Origin of the sequence: Sphingorhabdus sp. (assembly GCF_035329025.1) — a bacterium.
In the GTDB taxonomy this organism is placed as follows: domain Bacteria; phylum Pseudomonadota; class Alphaproteobacteria; order Sphingomonadales; family Sphingomonadaceae; genus Sphingorhabdus_B.
In genome coordinates this window covers 18343-36638 of sequence record NZ_DAOLHN010000013.1, presented here as the reverse complement: position 1 = coordinate 36638, position 18296 = coordinate 18343, and the positions used below count along the sequence as shown (strand labels likewise).

12 protein-coding genes are annotated in these 18296 nt (G+C 58.5%); 10 read left to right on the top strand and 2 right to left on the bottom strand.

Annotated elements, in window-relative coordinates:
- The first annotated feature begins 3 nt into the window (after window positions 1-3).
- From fdhF to PKC81_RS05235, 5 genes are all read left to right on the top strand, one after another.
- Window positions 4-2844 (top strand): formate dehydrogenase subunit alpha, encoded by a 2841-nt coding sequence (gene fdhF, locus PKC81_RS05255; protein ID WP_324333823.1) that lies wholly within the window; start codon window positions 4-6, stop codon window positions 2842-2844.
- Window positions 2844-3632, top strand: coding sequence for a formate dehydrogenase accessory sulfurtransferase FdhD (fdhD, locus tag PKC81_RS05250; RefSeq protein ID WP_324333821.1), 789 nt, complete (start codon window positions 2844-2846; stop codon window positions 3630-3632). Before fdhF ends, fdhD begins: the two co-directional genes overlap by 1 nt.
- 88 nt (window positions 3633-3720) lie before the next feature.
- Window positions 3721-5040 carry an MFS transporter gene (locus PKC81_RS05245; protein WP_324333819.1) on the top strand — a complete coding sequence of 440 codons (1320 nt, stop codon included), beginning with the start codon at window positions 3721-3723 and terminating at the stop codon, window positions 5038-5040.
- Between the two features lie 103 nt (window positions 5041-5143).
- Window positions 5144-6301, top strand: coding sequence for a glycoside hydrolase family 68 protein (locus PKC81_RS05240; RefSeq protein WP_324333817.1), 1158 nt, complete (start codon window positions 5144-5146; stop codon window positions 6299-6301).
- Window positions 6302-6303: 2 nt separating this feature from the next.
- Window positions 6304-7173: an ROK family protein gene (locus PKC81_RS05235; RefSeq protein WP_324333815.1), complete on the top strand. Its 870-nt coding sequence runs from the start codon at window positions 6304-6306 to the stop codon at window positions 7171-7173.
- On the opposite strand, the gene PKC81_RS05230 is transcribed toward PKC81_RS05235, so the two are convergent.
- The gene (locus PKC81_RS05230) at window positions 7157-8209 is read right to left on the bottom strand and encodes a LacI family DNA-binding transcriptional regulator (protein ID WP_324333813.1); all 1053 of its coding nucleotides are present in this window, start codon (window positions 8207-8209) and stop codon (window positions 7157-7159) included. The genes PKC81_RS05235 and PKC81_RS05230 overlap by 17 nt on opposite strands.
- Before the next feature lie 163 nt (window positions 8210-8372).
- Between PKC81_RS05230 and PKC81_RS05225 the strand changes: the two genes are divergently transcribed.
- The 5 genes from PKC81_RS05225 (at window position 8373) to PKC81_RS05205 (ending at window position 17048) form a co-directional block, all read left to right on the top strand.
- The gene (locus tag PKC81_RS05225) at window positions 8373-10901 is read left to right on the top strand and encodes a TonB-dependent receptor (RefSeq protein WP_324333811.1); all 2529 of its coding nucleotides are present in this window, start codon (window positions 8373-8375) and stop codon (window positions 10899-10901) included.
- A gap of 172 nt (window positions 10902-11073) precedes the next feature.
- A complete protein-coding gene (locus PKC81_RS05220) occupies window positions 11074-12585 on the top strand; it encodes a tryptophan halogenase family protein (RefSeq protein ID WP_324333809.1) in 1512 nt (503 codons plus the stop codon).
- Window positions 12486-13961: a putative 2OG-Fe(II) oxygenase gene (locus PKC81_RS05215; protein WP_324333807.1), complete on the top strand. Its 1476-nt coding sequence runs from the start codon at window positions 12486-12488 to the stop codon at window positions 13959-13961. The genes PKC81_RS05220 and PKC81_RS05215 overlap by 100 nt, the downstream gene beginning before the upstream one ends.
- 105 nt (window positions 13962-14066) lie before the next feature.
- Entirely contained in the window at window positions 14067-16106 is a 2040-nt protein-coding gene (locus tag PKC81_RS05210; protein WP_324333805.1) for a glycoside hydrolase family 97 protein, read from the top strand.
- A gap of 165 nt (window positions 16107-16271) precedes the next feature.
- The gene (locus tag PKC81_RS05205; protein ID WP_324333803.1) at window positions 16272-17048 is read left to right on the top strand and encodes a DUF2569 domain-containing protein; all 777 of its coding nucleotides are present in this window, start codon (window positions 16272-16274) and stop codon (window positions 17046-17048) included.
- Here the strand turns inward: PKC81_RS05205 and PKC81_RS05200 are convergent.
- The gene (locus tag PKC81_RS05200; RefSeq protein WP_324333801.1) at window positions 17020-18210 is read right to left on the bottom strand and encodes an O-antigen ligase family protein; all 1191 of its coding nucleotides are present in this window, start codon (window positions 18208-18210) and stop codon (window positions 17020-17022) included. The two genes, PKC81_RS05205 and PKC81_RS05200, sit on opposite strands and share 29 nt — an antisense overlap.
- Window positions 18211-18296 lie beyond the last annotated feature (86 nt).

Below are 18296 nucleotides of genomic sequence, written 5' to 3'. Positions count from 1 at the left end.
GCGTTGGCGATCCTCAAGGAAAAAGATTTCGGTACACCCGCTGCCACCTCTGCGCAGATGGTTCAGATCGAGATTGATGGCTTCCCGGTGAGCGTTCCGGAAGGCACGTCGATCATGCGCGCGGCCAATAGCCTCGACCTGCCGATCCCCAAATTATGCGCGACCGACAGCCTGAAGGCGTTCGGTTCGTGCCGCCTGTGTCTGGTCGAGATAGAAGGCCGCAAGGGCACGCCTGCATCCTGCACCACGCTTGCCGAGGAAGGCATGAAGGTTCGCACGCAAAGCGACCGGTTGGCCAAGCTCCGCAAGGGTGTGATGGAGCTATATATCTCCGACCATCCGCTCGACTGCCTGACGTGCAGCGACAATGGCGATTGCGAATTGCAGGATATGGCGGGTGCGGTGGGTCTGCGCGAGGTCCGTTATGGACATGAGGGGGAAAACCACACCCGGTCCGAAAAGGACGAGAGCAATCCCTATTTCACCTATGACATGTCCAAATGCATCGTCTGCTCCCGCTGTGTGCGGGCATGCGACGAGGTGCAGGGCACGCTGGCGCTGACCATCGAAGGGCGCGGTTTTGATTCGCGCGTCGCGGTGTCGCTGGGCGAGAATTTCTTCGACAGCGAATGCGTTTCGTGCGGTGCCTGCGTGCAGGCCTGCCCCACCGCGACGTTGCAGGAAAAGAGCGTCATCGAACTTGGCGTGCCCGACCGGACGGTGCTGACAACCTGCGCTTATTGCGGGGTCGGCTGCTCGTTCAAGGCGGAACTGAAGGGCGATCAGGTCGTCCGCATGGTACCTTTTAAGGATGGCAAGGCCAATCATGGGCATAGCTGCGTCAAGGGCCGCTTCGCCTTTGGCTATGCGACCCATCCCGACCGCATCACCAAGCCAATGATCCGCGAGGCAATCACCGATCCCTGGCGCGAGGTCAGTTGGGATGAGGCGATCGGTTTTGCAGCTGAGCGGCTGAAAGCAGCGCAGGCCCAATATGGCCGCAAAGCTATCGGCGCGATCACCTCGTCACGCTGCACCGCCGAGGAGATCTGGGTGGTGCAGAAACTGGTGCGCACCGCCTTTGCCAACAACAATGTCGATACCTGCGCACGCGTCTGCCATTCGCCGACCGGCTATGGCCTCAAACAGACCTATGGCACGTCGGCGGGTACGCAGGATTTTGACAGCGTGATGGATGCCGACGTCATCCTTGTCATCGGCGCCAACCCGACCGATGCGCATCCGGTCTTTGCCTCGCAAATGAAGCGGCGCTTGCGTCAGGGTGCGAAGCTGATCGTTGCCGACCCGCGCTCGATCGACCTTGTCCGATCGCCGCGTATCGAGGCAGCGTATCACCTACCCCTTTTGCCTGGCACCAATGTCGCATTGATCAACGCGATGGCGCATGTGATCGCAACCGAAGGCTTGCTCGATGAGGCCTTCATCAAGGACCGGTGCGACCTGCCGTCTTTCGGCGAGTGGCTCGATTTCATCCGCGGCGAAGAGAATGCACCGGACAATATAGAGGCGATTACTGGCATTCCGGCGACAGATATCCGCGCCGCGGCCCGTCTGTATGCGACCGGTGGCAATGCCGCGATTTATTATGGATTAGGTGTCACCGAACACAGCCAAGGATCGACCATGGTGATGGGCATGGCGAACCTTGCCATGGCAACCGGCAATATCGGCCGGCGCGGCGTGGGCGTGAACCCGCTGCGCGGGCAGAATAATGTGCAGGGCTCGTGCGACATGGGCAGCTTCCCGCACGAACTGCCCGACTATCGGCCGGTCAGCGACGATGCTGTGCGCAAGGTGTTTGAGGATGCCTGGGGCGTGTCGATGGATGCCGAACCCGGCTATCGCATCCCCAACATGTTCGATGAGGCCTGCGCAGGCACCTATAAAGGCATGTACATTCAGGGTGAGGATGTCGCCCAATCGGACCCCAATACCAAGCATGTCGAGGCCGCGCTGTCGGCGCTCGATATCTTAATTGTCCAGGACCTGTTCCTCAACGAAACCGCGCGGTTCGCGCATGTCTTCCTGCCCGGCACGTCCTTCCTGGAAAAGGATGGCACCTTCATCAACGCCGAACGGCGCGTGAACCGCGTGCGCCCGGCAATGAAGGAAAAGACCGGCAAGGCGGAATGGCAGATCACGCAGGAACTGGCGCAGGCGGTTGGCTATCCGATGCAGTATGAAAATGCTGCGCAGATCATGGACGAGATTGCCCAGCTCGCCCCCTCCTTCGCCAGTATCTCGTTCGAAATGCTGGACAAGGTCGGGTCAGTTCAATGGCCGTGCAACGATGCCGCGCCCGACGGTACGCCGATCATGCACGTTGACGGTTTCGTGCGCGGCAAGGGGCAGTTCGTCACCACCGAATATGTGCCGACCGAGGAGAAGACCAACCGCAAATTCCCGCTGATCCTGACAACGGGCCGCATCCTCAGCCAGTATAATGTCGGCGCGCAAACCCGGCGCACCCACAATGTCGACTGGTGGGAGGAAGATGTACTCGAAATCCATCCCTCCGACGCCGAAATGCGCGGCGTTCGCGAAGGGCAATGGGTGTCGGTGCGGTCGCGCAAGGGCGAGACGGTGGTGCGGGCGAAACTGTCCGAACGGATGCAGCCAGGCGTGGTCTATACGACCTTCCACCATCCCGAAACGGGCGCGAATGTGATCACCACCGAGCTGTCCGACTGGGCCACCAGTTGCCCGGAATATAAGGTTACCGCTGTCGAAGTTACGCCCGCCAACCATAAATCCGAATGGCAACAGGACTATGCCGCGCACGCCGACGAAATGCGGCGGATCGCACGGGTTCCGGCGGAATAGTGTTTCTTGTCAGCGTCACAGGCACGCCGCCCGCCGCCGAACATAATGTCGGCCTGAGCAACGGCACGCATTGGTCAGTACCGGAGGAAACGCCGGTCGCCTTCGTTTTTGGAGGCTGCAACTATGCAGTGATGCTGGCGACCCCAGCCGACCTGACAGACTTTGCCGTCGGTTTTTCACTGACAGAGGGTATCATCGATAGCCCTGCGGATATCATAGCGCTCGATATTCACCACTTGACCCAAGGCAGCGACCTGCGCTTGCGGTTGAACGAGCGCTGCCAGCAGCGGCTGAACTTGCGCCAGCGCCGCCGTACGCTTCCGGGCAATGCCGGATGTGGCCTGTGCGGGATCGAAAATGCCCAAGAGTTTTTCCAGCCGCTGAAACCGGTTTCGGCCACGGTGGTGCCACTCGAAGAAGCAGCTGTCGAACGTGCATTTAGCGAACTCCCTTCGCACCAGCCACTGAACGCCGCCACGCGCACCGTGCACGCAGCCGCTTGGTCCGACATTGAAGGCAACATTGTACTGGCTCGTGAGGATGTCGGACGACACAATGCGCTGGATAAATTATTGGGCGCTCTCGCATTTCAACATACCGATTTCACATCGGGCTTTGTTGTTATGTCGAGCCGCTGCTCCTACGAGATTGTCCAGAAAGCTGCACGCTTGGGCGTTACGGCAATTGCGTCCATCTCCGCACCGACGGCCTTTGCGATTCGCAAATCGCGCGAGGCCAATATCGCCATCCATGTCCGTGATGGGACCGGAACAGCCGCGATTTCCTAACGCATAAGCCTGCCTGTACAACTATCTTGCAATCGATTGCAAATGTGCATAGGCTGGCGGTGAGAGAGAGGGACTATTCGTGACAGCCATGCAAAAGCCGCACCTTTCGGTCGCGCAGATACTGCAAATGAATCTGGGCTTTTTGGGGCTGCAATTCAGCTTCGGACTTCAACAGGCGAACATGTCCCCCATCTGGGGCTATCTGGGCGCGGAGGAATCGAACTTTGCCTGGCTGGGCATTGCGGGACCGCTGACCGGTCTGATCGTCCAGCCAATTATCGGCTCGATGAGCGACCGCACCAGTTCCCGCTGGGGGCGACGCACGCCCTATTTCCTGATCGGTGCAGTGATGTGTTGTATTGGTCTGTTCTTCATGCCGCTGTCGGCGAGCATATTGATGGCCTTCTCGCTGCTCTTCCTGCTTGACGTCGGAAACAATGTGACGATGGAACCCTATCGCGCTTATGTGAATGACCGGCTGAATGCCAACCAACGCAGCTTCGGCTTTTTGAGCCAGAGCGCTTTCACCGGGCTGGCGCAATGCCTGGCCTATCTTAGCCCGACCATCCTCGTTTTCATCTTCGGCCTCAGCCGGGATGCGACGTCGGAGGGCAATATCCCGACCTTCACTCTGGTGTCTTTCTGGATCGGGGCTACGCTTTCGATCGGGACCATCCTTTGGTCGATCTTGCGCGTGCCAGAACTGCCGTTGTCCGAAGTCGAAAAGGATCGCATCGCTGCGCTTCCCAAAACCATGAGCGCGACATTGCGTGAAATTTGGGATGCGATGCGTGACATGCCCAATGCGATGCGCGCCATGGCGGTGATGAGCTTGTTTCAATGGTATGCGATGTCGGGCTATTGGGGTTATGTCACCAACTCGATCTCGCGTTCGGTCTATGGAACGGCGGACGCAAGCACGGCGGCCTATCGCGAGGCTGTGCTGACTAACGGACAGGTCGGTGCATTCTTCAACCTGATTGCCTTCATCTCAGCCCTCGCAATGGCCCCGCTGGCAAGGAAGGTCGGCGCTGGACGGTTGCATGCTGTGTGCCTGACACTCGCAGGTTTGGCTATGTTGGCCATGCCGCACAAAAGCGACAAATCGCTGTTGTTCGTCGCGGCCGTCGGCATTGGCCTTGGCTGGGGCAGCATCATGGGCAATCCCTACATCATCCTAGCGGATACAATTCCGCCCGAACGGACCGGGGTCTATATGGGCATCTTCAACATGTTCATCTGCGTACCGATGCTGGTTTTCGCCGGCACGATGACCTTTGCTTATGAACCGCTGCTTGGTGGAGACGCTCGCAATGTCCTGATTGTCTCGGGCATCTGCATGCTGCTGGCGGCAATAGCGGTTTACCGCATCAAGGAAGGTCGAGCACAACCTGCCCATCTGGCCTGAACGCAGTCCAAAACAGGTCAACTCAACTCGTTTATGCAATCGATTGTTGTAATCAAGAAGCATAGCGATTATGGCAAACGCGAAGACACCGGGAGTGGATAAATTGCAAGTTTCTCTGGCAGACATTTCGACGTCGCATTGGTGCGCCCGGCATGTCGCGGCGATTGACGATTTCAGCGATCAGACAATTCCGCAAGCGCCTGCAAATCTACCCCGGACGCTGCTCGACGGCCTGTATCTCTGGGACATGTGGCCGCTGCAACTTCCCGATGGCAGCACGGCCAAGCCGGATGGCTGGACCATATGGTTCATCCTGTCCTCGCCTGCCATTCCCGACCCGGACCTGCGCCACGGTCTTGCGCGTATCCGCCTTGTTATCGAAAAGGATGGCGAGTGGCGCGATTGTGGCAATGCGCTGCCCGATGGCTACAACCCGGGCAGCCGCGAATGGGCCGGAACGTCAGTTTTTGATCCCGAAACCGGCATGGTCACATTGTTCTACACTGCCGCCGGATATCCCGGCGAAGACCCGATCACCTTTGCACAACGTCTGTTCCAGACAAGTGGCGCTCTGGAGGTAAAAGACGGTATCGCTGCAATCACAGGTTGGAGCGAGCCGGCGGAATCCGTGGAGTCTGACGGGCGTCACTATATGATCGTCAACCAGAAGGAAGGCGTTCCCGGTTTCATCAAAGGCTTTCGCGATCCAGCCCACTTTCGCGATCCGGCGACGGAGCGCGATTACCTTCTCTTCACGGGCTCTATCCCGAACGCCAATAGCGACTGGAATGGTTGTATCGGCATTGCCGAAGCAACAGGCTCCGGTTTTTCAGGATGGCAGTTGCTGCCACCGTTGATCACGGCGGATGGCCTGAACAATGAACAGGAACGTCCGCATGTTATTGCGCAAGGCGGGCTCTATTATCTCTTCTGGTCCACGCAGCGGAAGGTGTTTGAACCGAACGGCCCCAATGGCCCCAACGGACTTTATGGCATGGTCGCCCCCAGCCTGTTTGGCCCCTATGAACCGCTCAACGGCACCGGCCTTGTGGCTGCCAATCCCGACAGCGAGCCGTTCCAATATTATAGCTGGTGGGTGATGGACGATTTGCAGGTCGCGAGCTTCGTCGATCTGGTTGGCGTCGGTACCGGCCCGATAGTCGACGATGCAGCTTGGCGGCGCGCGCATTTTGGTGGCGTCCCTGCCCCACGCTTCCGCATTTGCCTTGACGGCAACCGTGCTTGGGTCGACCAAGGCTGACTATGGCAGCCTATGGATTGATCGAAGCTGGCGGAACCAAGTTCGTACTGGGCATCGCCGATGCCGATTGCACTATACGCGCGACGCACCGCATCCCAACGACCACGCCTGATGAAACCATCGGTACGGCTGTTGATTGGTTCAAGGCGCAGGGTGAGCCACTCACCGCCATCGGCATCGGCTCGTTCGGCCCGCTCCAATTGGACAGGTCAGCAAGCAACTGGGGCCACATCACCCGCACGCCCAAACCGCATTGGGCCAATACCGATCTGGTAACGCCATTTGCCGAAAGGCTATCCTGCCCTGTAGCCATCGAGACCGATGTCAACGCAGCGGCACTGGCAGAAGCAAAATGGGGTGCCGGTGTAAATTGCAACTCGCTACTCTATCTTACCATCGGGACGGGTATCGGTGGAGGCTTTGTCAGCGGCGGTCGATTGCTGCACGGCCTGTCGCACCCCGAAATGGGCCATGTCCGCATGCCGCGCCATCCCGATGATACCGAATTCAAAGGCAGTTGCCCCTTTCACGGCGATTGCCTCGAAGGCCTTGCCAGCGGACCGGCAATCATCGCGCGCTGGGGGCGCTCGCTTTCCGAGCTCGAAGCCGGCCATCCGGGCCAAGCCATCATCGCCTGGTATCTGGCGCAGGCCATAGTCACCTTCCAGGCTGTCATGGAGCCGGAGCGCATCGTATTGGGTGGTGGCGTAACAGGTACAAAAGGACTGCTCGACCTTGTCCGTACCGAAGCAAAAGCTGCTTCTGCGGGCTATTTTGCCGGTGATCCGGAAAAAGTGATAGTTGCGCCCGGGCTGGGTGAACGGTCCGGCTTGCTCGGCGCGCTGGCCGTTGCGCTCAGCTCGACATCCTGACAACCAGCTGCGGTTCCATCACTACCGATTGCGTATCTTCGCCCGCGATGCGGCGCAGCAGCATGTCGACCAAATGGTGGGCACCTGTTGTCAGATCCTGGCTTACAGTCGAAAGACGCGGAACAGTCTGTTCGCAAATGGCAAGACCGTCATAGCCTATAACCCGGACATCGCCCGGAACCGCAAGGCCGAATTCGGACAATGCCCGCAGCGCGCTCATCGCGATGACGTCGGATGCCGCGACAATCCCTTGCGGCCGTTCGCTGACCGATCCCAGAAAGCGGGCAATATCAGGATGCGCGGCCTCAGCGACCAGATGTGCGGGTAAGACCGAAAGATTTTCGGAAAGCCCGGCTTCCGCCATGGCATCACGACACCCTTCCAAGCGCTGCCCGATTTCGAGCGCCTTGGGGTCGCCAAAAAAGGCCAGTCTGCTACACCCACGATCCATCAGATGTTTGGCCGCGATATAGCCGCCCTTGCGGTTATCCGATCCAACCGAGCAATGCACTTGCCCCTCGGTATAACCACCCCAGACCACCAATGGACGGTAGCGAGCGGCCACCCTGTCAAGCGTTGCGGCCTGATCGGACTGGCCGATAACGATAAGGCCATCGGCACGCCCCGAATCGACAAAGCGTTCGAGCCAGTTGCCATCGGTCGGGATCACGCGCGACAGGACAAGATCATAACCCTTTTCGGTCAACTCGTCAGCGAGCAGGCCGAGCATGGTGATGAAGAAAGGATCCGAAATATGCTGGCCAGTTTCATGGCCCAGCGGGATCAGCACCCCGATGGCACCGGTGCGTTGAATACGCAAATTGCGCGCCATGATATTCGGCCGAAACCCATGCTCGTCGGCCAGCGCCTGGATTTTCTCCCGCGTTTTCTTGCTGATAAGTTCGGACCCGGCGAGCGCGCGCGAAACCGTGCCGGTCGATACTCCGGCGAGTTCGGCGATATCCTTGATTGTCCGAACCTTGACCATGATTGGCTGACACCCCTCTCGCATTCCATCCTTGCCGGATAACAGCATAGAATTGCAAGGCGAATTTGCGGCATTTTTGCAACGCCAATTACAAAATACAATCGATTGCATTTTTTCATTGCAATCGATTGTTATTGTTGTATCCACCGCATGCGATCGTCGGCCAAAAAAGGCCTGCGGCGATAGGATAGGATCGATACTGGGAGGTGTTATGCGCAAGGCATATCTAAGGACATTTGCATCTGCAGCGACTCTGGGGTTGGCACTGGCCGCTCCTGCAATGGCGCAGGATGAATCAGCACCGGCTGAAGAAGAAGCCGGCATGCTCGACGAAATCGTTGTCACGGCTTCTGGCCGCGACCAGACGAAGATTGAAAGCTCAATCTCGGTCACCAGCGTCAGCGCGCAGATGATTCAGGACTTCCAGCCGAGCTCCGAAGCCGAAGTCTTCAAGCTCCTCCCCGGCATTCAGGTTCCCGGCACCTCGGGCCCCGGCGGTAACTCGAACATCGCGGTCCGCGGCCTTCCCGTGGCAACCGGTGGCGCGCCGTTTGTACAGCTTCAAGAGGACGGTCTACCTGTCGTCCTGTTCGGTGACATCCAGTTCGGTAATAACGACTATTTCACCAAGTTCGACCCGACCGTCGCCAATGTCGAAGCCGTTCGCGGCGGTTCGGCCACGACTTTTGCGTCGCAGGCACCGGGTGCGGTTATCAACTATATCAGCAACTATGGCCGCGAAGAGGGTGGCTATGTCGAGCTCAAAAAAGGCATCGACTATAACGAAACCCAGCTCAACTTCCGCTATGGCGGTTCGCTCACCGACAGCATGAATTTCCACGTTGGCGGCTTTTTCAAAAAGGGCCGTGGCCCGCTTGATGCCGGCTACAACACCAGCGAAAGCCTTCAGGTCAAAGCAAACCTCACCAAGGAATTTGATGACGGCAAAGGCTATTTCCGCCTGCTGTTCAAATATGCCGACACGCAAGAACCCAACTATACCGGCGCCCCTGCCCTCGCCCGCATTAGCGGCGGCAAGGTCACTTCGGTTGGCCCCTGGCCCGGCTTTGATGGCCGCAAGGACACCAACTATTCGAAGTATAATCAAAGCTTCCTGATCTACAACCGCGATGGCAATCTTGAGCGGGTCGACATGGATGGCATCACCACCAAGCAGAAGTCGATCGGTGGCCAGTTCCACTACGAATTCTCGGATAACTTCACCGTCGACAACAACTTCCGCTGGTCAGACATCAGCGGCGGCTTCGCTTCGCCCTTCCTTGGTGTTGCAACCCGCGCGAGCGTCCTTGGTTCGACCGTCAACGGCCGCACCGTTGCCGCGATCCGCTATGCAAGTGGGCCCAATGCGGGCCAGCTCTACACCGGCCAATATGTCGACAATAACGTCAACGTAAAAACCAACATCCGCGATCTTGGCAGCCTGGTGAATGACCTCACCCTTGCTGGCAAATTCGACACCGGCTTTGCCGAGCTGACTGCGCGCGTCGGTTATTTCTACATGGACCAGGACATTGCGATGGACTGGCACGTCAACAAATCGCTGCGCGAACTCAGCGGCAACAGCCCCTCACAGCTTGATCTGTATGACAGCGCAACGCTGACAGGCGTAGCCAACAAGATCACGCAAGAAGGTATCTCGGGTTACAACAACAACTGGGGCAGCTGCTGCGCCCGCGACTATGACCTGTCGTACACCAACACTGCGCCTTACATGCAGTTGGTTCTCGACAATGATGACTTCAACCTCGACGGCAGCGTTCGTTTTGAACGGGTGAAGGCAGCGGGCTACACAATTGGTGGCGGTTCGGAGTTCAACATCAACTCCAACGGCGTTCTCATCCCGACGATGACCGCCAATGGCGCGCGCGAAATCCTCGATTACAGCCGCAGCTACACCAGCTGGACCGTGGGCGGCTTGTGGAAGGTTTCGCCTGACCTGTCGCTCTTTGGTCGCACCTCAAAAGGTGGCCGTTTCAACAGCGACCGCCAGACGGTCAGCGGCAAATTCAATGCTGATGGCAGCCTCTGCACCCGTGCACAGGCAACCGCGCTCGCCTGCACCGACGGTGTTACGCCTTCGGTCGACTTCGTCACCCAGCACGAAATTGGCGTGAAGAACCGTGGCTCGATCGGCGGCGGTCGCTACTCGGTTGAATTCACCCTGCTGAAGGGCGATTTCAAGCGCAGCGACTTTGAACCGACCACCACTGGCATCTGCCCGGGCGGCGGCTGTGTCATTGACAACAGCTTCAAGACCAAGGGTGCGGAATTCTTCGCGACGCTGAACTTCGGTGATTTCAACTTCATCGCCAACGCAACCTACACCAAGGCGAAGCAGAAGTTCACTTCAACGCGCAACGGTACGCAGGTGGCAGGTTCGGCCAATTTCGGACGCGCGCTCGGCATCCCCGATCTCAGCTACTCGCTGACCGGTTCTTACGACTTTGCCGATATCGCAACACTGGGTGTGACTGCGGTTGGCCAATCGGGCACCTTTGACGGTACGCTCGAATATCCCGGCAAGACGGTCTTCAACACCAATTTGAAGGTCCGTCCGATGGAAAATCTCGAACTCGGCCTCAACGTCTATAACCTGTTCAACACCTATGACGCGCGCGGCAATGGTGTGGGCGTATTCCAGACGGGTACGCCTGCAGGCATCACCGGCACGCCGGTGATCGGTCAGACATTCACGGGTTCGCTGCGCTTCAGCTTCTGATCGGGGGAATGGAGGCGCGCCGGGTCGCATCGGGCGCGCTTTCGACCGTTCAAGCTTAACTCTCGCAGATTGCCTCCACGGTCTGCAGAGACATATGGGGATTGCAGCGGTTCAGCCCTTGCAATCCCCTTTTTTATTGGCGCACCGCGCGCATTTTTGAGATGAGACGGATGTGACACAACCGGACAAGGCGATACGCGAGATTTTGATCGTTGGCGGCGGCTCTGCCGGCTGGATGACGGCGGCAGCTCTGTCCAATGTGCTCACGCAAGGCTGCACCATCACGCTGATCGAATCCGAGGAGATCGGCACTGTTGGTGTCGGCGAGGCGACAATTCCGCCCATCCGCACCTTTAACCAGATGCTGGGCATCGACGAACGCGAATTCGTCCGCGAGACGCAAGGGTCGTTCAAACTCGGTATCGAATTTGTCGATTGGGGCAGCCTCGGCAACCGCTATTTCCACCCTTTCGGCCCGCATGGAAAACCCTACGACATATTGTCGGTGCACCAGCAATGGTTGCGCGATCGCGATGCGGGTGAAACAAGCAATTTCGACGATCTGAGTATGGCTTGGCATATGGCAAAGGCGGGTCGTTTCAACCTGCCCAGCCCCGACCAGCGTAACGTGTTGTCGACCTTTGACTATGCCTATCATTTCGATGCCGGACGCTATGCGCGCTTTCTGCGTGGCTATTCGGAGCAACGCGGCGTGAAACGGGTCGAGGGCAAGATTGCCGATGTCCGGTTGAACGGCGAAACCGGGTTTGTCGAGGGCGTCACGTTGGAGGATGGTCGCAAACTCGATGCCGAGCTTTTCATCGATTGCTCGGGCTTTCGCGGGCTGCTCATCGAAGGCGCGTTGCAGACAGGCTATGAGGATTGGACGCATTGGCTGCCCTGCGATCGCGCGGTCGCCATGCCCTGTGCCAAGAACGGCGAGCCCACGCCCTATACCCGGTCGACAGCGCGCAAGGCGGGCTGGCAATGGCGCATCCCGCTGCAGCACCGCACCGGCAATGGCTATGTCTATTCAAGCAAGTTCCTGTCCGACGATGCGGCGCTTGAAACTTTGTTGGCGAACCTTGATGGCGAACCGCTAGCGGACCCGAACCAGCTGCGTTTCGTCACCGGAATGCGGCGCAGATTCTGGAACCGGAATGTCATCGCCATCGGTCTTTCGAGCGGATTCATGGAACCACTGGAATCGACCAGCCTGCATCTGATCCAGGCCGGGATTTCAAAGCTGCTCGCGCTATTTCCCGATCGCGATTTCGATCCGTTGCTAATCGACGAATACAATCACATCGCAATCACCGAATTTGAACGTATCCGGGATTTCCTGATCCTGCATTACAAACTGACCGAAAGGGATGACAGCGAACTGTGGCGTTATTGCGCAGCGATGGACATTCCCGCTACGCTGCAGTTCAAAATTGACCATTTCCGCCGCTATGGCCGACACATTGCGCGCGACATGGATCTGTTCGGCGCTCCCAGCTGGCATGCGGTACATATCGGTCAGGGCAATATCCCGCAGGCCAGCGATCCGATCGGTGCCTATCGCAACGATGAAGGCCGCGAATGGCTGCGCAAATTGCGCGCGGCAATGGCGGCTGCGGCGGTGCAACAGCCGACGCACCAGCAATTTATCGACCAGCATTGCAAGGCCCCGGCGGTTTGAACAACCTAGTGCAGCGGGCTGCCGAGTTGCGCGCGACGCAGCATATGGAAGAAGCGCTGGATACAATCCGAAAAGCCGTCACTCTCAATCCCGATGATCCGCGCGCGGCTTTCGGGCTGGCGCAGATAAGCTTCGAATGCTGGCAGCCTGCGGCCGATCTGTTCGCCAAGGCACGGCAACTTGTGCCTGCAAACGCCGACATCATCCGCAACCACGCGCTCGCCTTGGCGGCAGAGGGCGAGACCAGCAGTGCGCAACTGCTGCTTGAGGAAACATTGGCAGCCACTCCCGGCTGGGTTGAGGGGCACCGCATCCTTGCCGTGCAGCGCATTACCGAAGGGGATGGAACGGATTTCGACCGTAGCTTTGTAATCGCTGCCAAGGCCGAGCCGCAAAATGTCGCTCTCTATATGGCCTGGTTCCAGTTGCACGCCCAGCGCAAGGATTGGGAACGCGCCGCGAATGTCCTGCGCGGTGCCCAAGGCCGGTTGCCGGGCAATCGCACGCTTGAACTTGCCGCTTTATATCTTGCCAGTGAATCCGGCGACGCGCGGAATGATCGCACACTGTTCGATACGGTAGCCGACGTGGCCGATCCCGGCATCGATCTGTGCAGGGTGCGCCACCATTTACGCGCAGGCGATCCGAATAGGGCAATGGCCATTGCCGAGCGCCATCTGACGGGACCAACAGCCCGCATGTTCTGGCCCTACCTCGCGTTGTGCTGGCGGCTGCTGGACGATCCGCGCGCTGCCTGGCTCGATGGCGCACCGATTTTTGCCACGGCACTCGATCTTGAATTTTCGCCGTCTGAACTCGACGAACTGGCAGAGGTTTTGCGCGGTTTGCACCGGCTAAAGGCCCCCTACCCCGATCAGTCGGTGCGTGGCGGAACGCAAACCGACCGGCAGCTTTTCTTCCACCCCCACCCCGCCATCCAGAAAACCCGACAAAAGGTGTCAGCGGCCGTGCAGTCCTTTATCGACGCATTGCCAGCGCAGGACGCAGACCATCCATTGCTCGGCCCGCTACGCAACCAACCCCTGCTGTTCGAAGGCAGTTGGTCTGTGCGATTGGCAGGCGATGGCTATCATGCCGCGCACACCCATGTGATGGGCTGGATAAGTTCGGCGCTCTATATCGTGGTGCCCGAACCGGATGTCGCAGGCCCTGCTCCCGCCGGCCATCTGGCGCTCGGTGCTCCACCGCCGGAGTTAAAGCTGGGCCTGCCGCCCTACAGGCATATCGAGCCCAAACCGGGCCGCCTTGCCCTCTTCCCGTCAACGCTGTGGCACGGCACCGAACCCTTTGCCGAAGGCGAGCGGATGACCATCGCGGTCGACATACGAATTCCCCCGATAATCAAGGCTTTTTAGCATACGTATACCAACCTTTGCACGGTTGAATGTCGCCCGCTTTGCCGCAATGAATGGTGTCATAAACAGGCTCGCAAAAGCAGGCCGCGAGAGAGGAAACCCCGTATGCAGAAGAAAGCAGCTCAGGCAGCCGTGGTGGCATTGCTTGCCCATGGCGCAGTGCAAGGTGCCCCGTTGGCCACCGGTAGTTCGCCCGATGGATCGATCACCGTCAGCGTCGAACTGGATAGCGATGGCCGTGCCAATTACAGCATCAGCCGCAAGGGCAAGCTGTTGATCGCGCCTTCAAAGCTGGGTTTCATTCTGACCGACAGTTACGACATGGTGCGTGGCTTCAAATTCGACAGCGCCGAGAACAAACCGACCGTGGACGAGAAATGGGAGCAGCCCTGGGGCGAGCGCCGTTTCGTGCGCAACCATTATAACGACCTGATCGTGCGTTTCCGCCAGCCGACCTATCTGAAACGCGCAATGAATGTGCGTTTCCGCATTTTCGATAATGGCGTCGGCTTCCGCTATGAAATTCCCGAGCAGGAAAATCTCAAGACGATGAACATCGCCGATGAGGTGACGGAGTTTTCGATTGCCAGCCCCGGCACCGCCTGGTGGATCACCGGCGGCGAGTGGAACCGTTATGAGCAGATATACCAAAAGACGCCGATTGACGCGGTATCGACCGCGCATACGCCGATCACGATGCGGCTCGACGATGGCACACATCTGTCGTTCCACGAAGCGGCGCTGGTCGACTATTCGGCCTTCTGGTTCAAGCGGGCTGAGAAGCAGACTTTCCGTACCACACTTTCACCTTCGTCAAAGGGCCCGCGTGTCACCCGGGAAACGCCCTTTGCCACACCCTGGCGCGCGATCCGCATCGGCGATAGTGCCGCAAGCCTTGTCGAGAATGATCTGGAACTCAACCTGAACGAGCCCAACAAGCTGGGCGATGTCAGCTGGTTCCGTCCGCAAAAATATGTCGGTATCTGGTGGGGCATGATTTCCGGCAAGTGGAGCTGGGCTGAAGGCCCGAACCATGGCGCCACCACCGAGCGCACCAAGGAACATATCGATTTCGCGGCCAAGCACGGCTTTGGCGGCGTGCTGGTCGAAGGCTGGAACAAGGGCTGGAATGGCGAATGGTTCGGCCATGGCGATGAATTCAGCTTCACCGAGGCAGTTTCCGATTTCGACCTCAAAGTAGTCACCGACTATGCGCGCAAGAAAGGCGTCAAGCTGATCGGGCATCATGAGACCGGCGGCAATATCGATGTCTATGAGGCGCAACTGGAAGACGCGATGAAGCTGTATGGCGAACTCGGCGTCGATATTGTCAAGACCGGCTATGTCGCCGATGCTGGCGGTATCATTGCGCCCGGCGACACACCCGGCGAGGTGCGCAAGGAATGGCACGATGGCCAGCGCCAGGTGCAGCACCATCTGAAAGTCGTCGAGACAGCAGCCAAATACAAGGTCGCGGTCAACCCGCATGAACCGGTGAAAGACACCGGCCTGCGCCGCACCTATCCCAACTGGGTTGCCCGCGAAGGCGCGCGCGGCATGGAGTATAACGCCTGGGGCCAGTTCGCGAACGGGCCGGAGCATGAGCCGACCCTCGTCTACACCCGCATGCTTTCCGGGCCGATGGATTTCACCCCCGGCGTGCTCTCGCTCTCGAGCCCGACAGGCAACGCCCTTGCCTCCACCCGTGCGAAGCAGCTTGGCCTCTATCTCGCCATCTATTCGCCGATCCAGATGGCGGCGGACTTTATCGAAAACCTTGCCAACTATCCCAAGGAGCTGGATTTCATTTCAAAGGTGCCCGCCGACTGGGCGGAATCGAAACTGATTGCGGGCGAAGTGGGCGAATATGCGATTTTTGCGCGCAAGGATCGCAACAGCGCCAGTTGGTACACCGGCGGCGTCAACGATGCGACCGCGCGCATGGTCGATCTCGACCTGTCCTTCCTCGAACCGGGTAAAAGCTATCGCGCGACCATCTACAAGGATGGCCCCGATGCAACCTACCTCACCGAAGCACGGCACAATATCGCCTATGAAACCAAGACCGTGAAGGCGGGCGACAAGTTGCAGGTCTGGCTCGCCCCCGGCGGCGGCTTTGCGGCGCGGCTGGAGTTGGTGAAGTAAGCGCCGGGAAAAGCCCCTCCCCTGAAGAGGAGGGGAGAAGACCCAATCGACCTATCGCGCGCCGAAACCCGCCCACCGAAAGATTTTGTTAACCCTGTCCGTTTAGCCTTGTCCTCGAACCGCCCAAGGGCGATATTTCGGGGGTAAGGCAAGATGCAGGGCTGGATGAAAGATTTCGCCGAACAGCTTCACCGCAAGAGCATTTGGGCGATTGCTTCGCTGGAGCATGGCATTGGCCGGTTGATGATAGCCTGGGTCGTGATTGCCGGTGCCTTATGTGCCCTGCGCATCGCCTTCGCGGCATCGCCCATCGACGGGCCCGCTGCGTTGCTGCAGACATTACTGCCTTATGTTCTCGTCATTGGCGCACCAGTCACCGCCTGCCTGATCGGCAACGCGCTGTTCCCGCGCGGCGCGCTTTTCGAACAGCCACAGATCCGGCTGGCCCGTTATGGCAAATGGCAACCGGTCGATTGCCTGACCGCGCGCCAGCACAGATTGTTCGGGCCGACAGGCATGATGGCCTCGCTGGTGATCGGCATGATGATCAACGTGCCGGTGCGCAGCCTGGAATTCCTCGCCGCCGTCCCCGCGATGAACGGCCATGCGCCGCTGTGGGGCCAGATGTTGTTCGCCGCGATGACGATGGATGTGGTGGTGATGAACTTCCTCTACATGCTTGCCTTCATGATGGCGCTGCGCAGCGTCCCCTGGTTCCCGCGCTTTTTGCTGATGGTCTGGGGTGTCGATATCGTCTCGCAAGTGAGCATCGCGCATTTCGTGAGCCATGCCCCGAGCCTTCCGGTCCCGGTCGGGGATGCCATGGGGGATTTGCTGAGCGGCAATGTGAAGAAAGTATTGATCAGCGTTGCAATCTGGTTGCCCTATCTGCTGCTGTCGCAGCGTGTGAACCTCACTTATCGGGGGCGTCTGGCAGCCTGACAGGCGCGAATGCCAGCGCGGCCGCAACAGCGAGCATCATCAACGGATAGTTGTAGTAAAGCGCCGCGTCATGCAGCGAGTAAATCAGCGTCGCCAAAACCAGGCCAAAGGCGGCAACCCGGTTCAGAGAGTCAAACTTCAGCTTTGCCATCCTTACAACGGGCAATATCGCGGCGGCCAGCAGTGCGCAGCCAAGGAAGCCGATTGAAATCAAGGCTTGCAATATGACATTGTGCGGCTGCCGATAGTCGGGGAAGCCCTTGAAATCTATCAGCTGAAACTGGTCGAGACCCCAGCCAAATACCGGTCTCTCGAACACTTTTCCGGCAACTTCAATCCACATCGAGATACGACCAGACGACAAGTCACGTCCGGGTTCGGAAACGGGCGAGAATCGGAAAATGCCGTAGGCATAATAAGGTGGGGTTGGCACAATGAGGCTGGCAATTGCGCCAACGATCATGGCTGCTGCAGCGAATTTGAAGATCTGAGTTCGATATTGTGGGGCAAACAAGACTATGAGGGCGATGCCGCCTGAAGTAGCGAATATGGCTCCTCTCGACCCTGACCAAAAGGCAAGAAATAAAGCGACAGACGCAAGCGCGAACGGCAAGGCCATTTGCGAAGCTCTCGGTCGCTCCTCTCCGCCTTCGGGTAGCGATGCCAAGGCCATGAAAAACCCGCTGACCACGAAGAAACCAACCCAACGGACATTCGTCACGCCGGGCACATGCGTCTTCCACTGATCGCCAACGGGGATGAAGTATAAGAAGGACAAACCCCAGATGGCACAATAGGCAAAGACCCCGATAGCGATCCATCGGGCCAATATCCTTCGATGTTCGATTGAAAATCTTGCGATCAGTTCAAAGATGGTTAGAGCAAAAACGACATGCACGAAGAAGGCAATGAGCGCGATGGGAATGCGGATAGGATCCTCGACCCCCATGTAAAGCGGGATGGTGCAAAGCAAGGCCAAAATTGAAAGTGCCGCCCGGGAAATCCTCGGAAGCCGTCTCCACTCTCGGAAAATCGAAATGCCATTCTCCATCGCTATGACGATGATGACCAGTTGGAGCAGTGTCGGCGCGACCGACAGGCTGCGGATCGCGCCGCGATACAAAGAGATTTCCGGTCCGAATTCCCAAGGCAGAATGGTCATGAAGACTGGGCACGCTGCGATAGCTAAAAAGATGCCGATTTGTGACGCTGTAAGCTTTGCCTGTTGCACGCATCCCCCTTTGAACT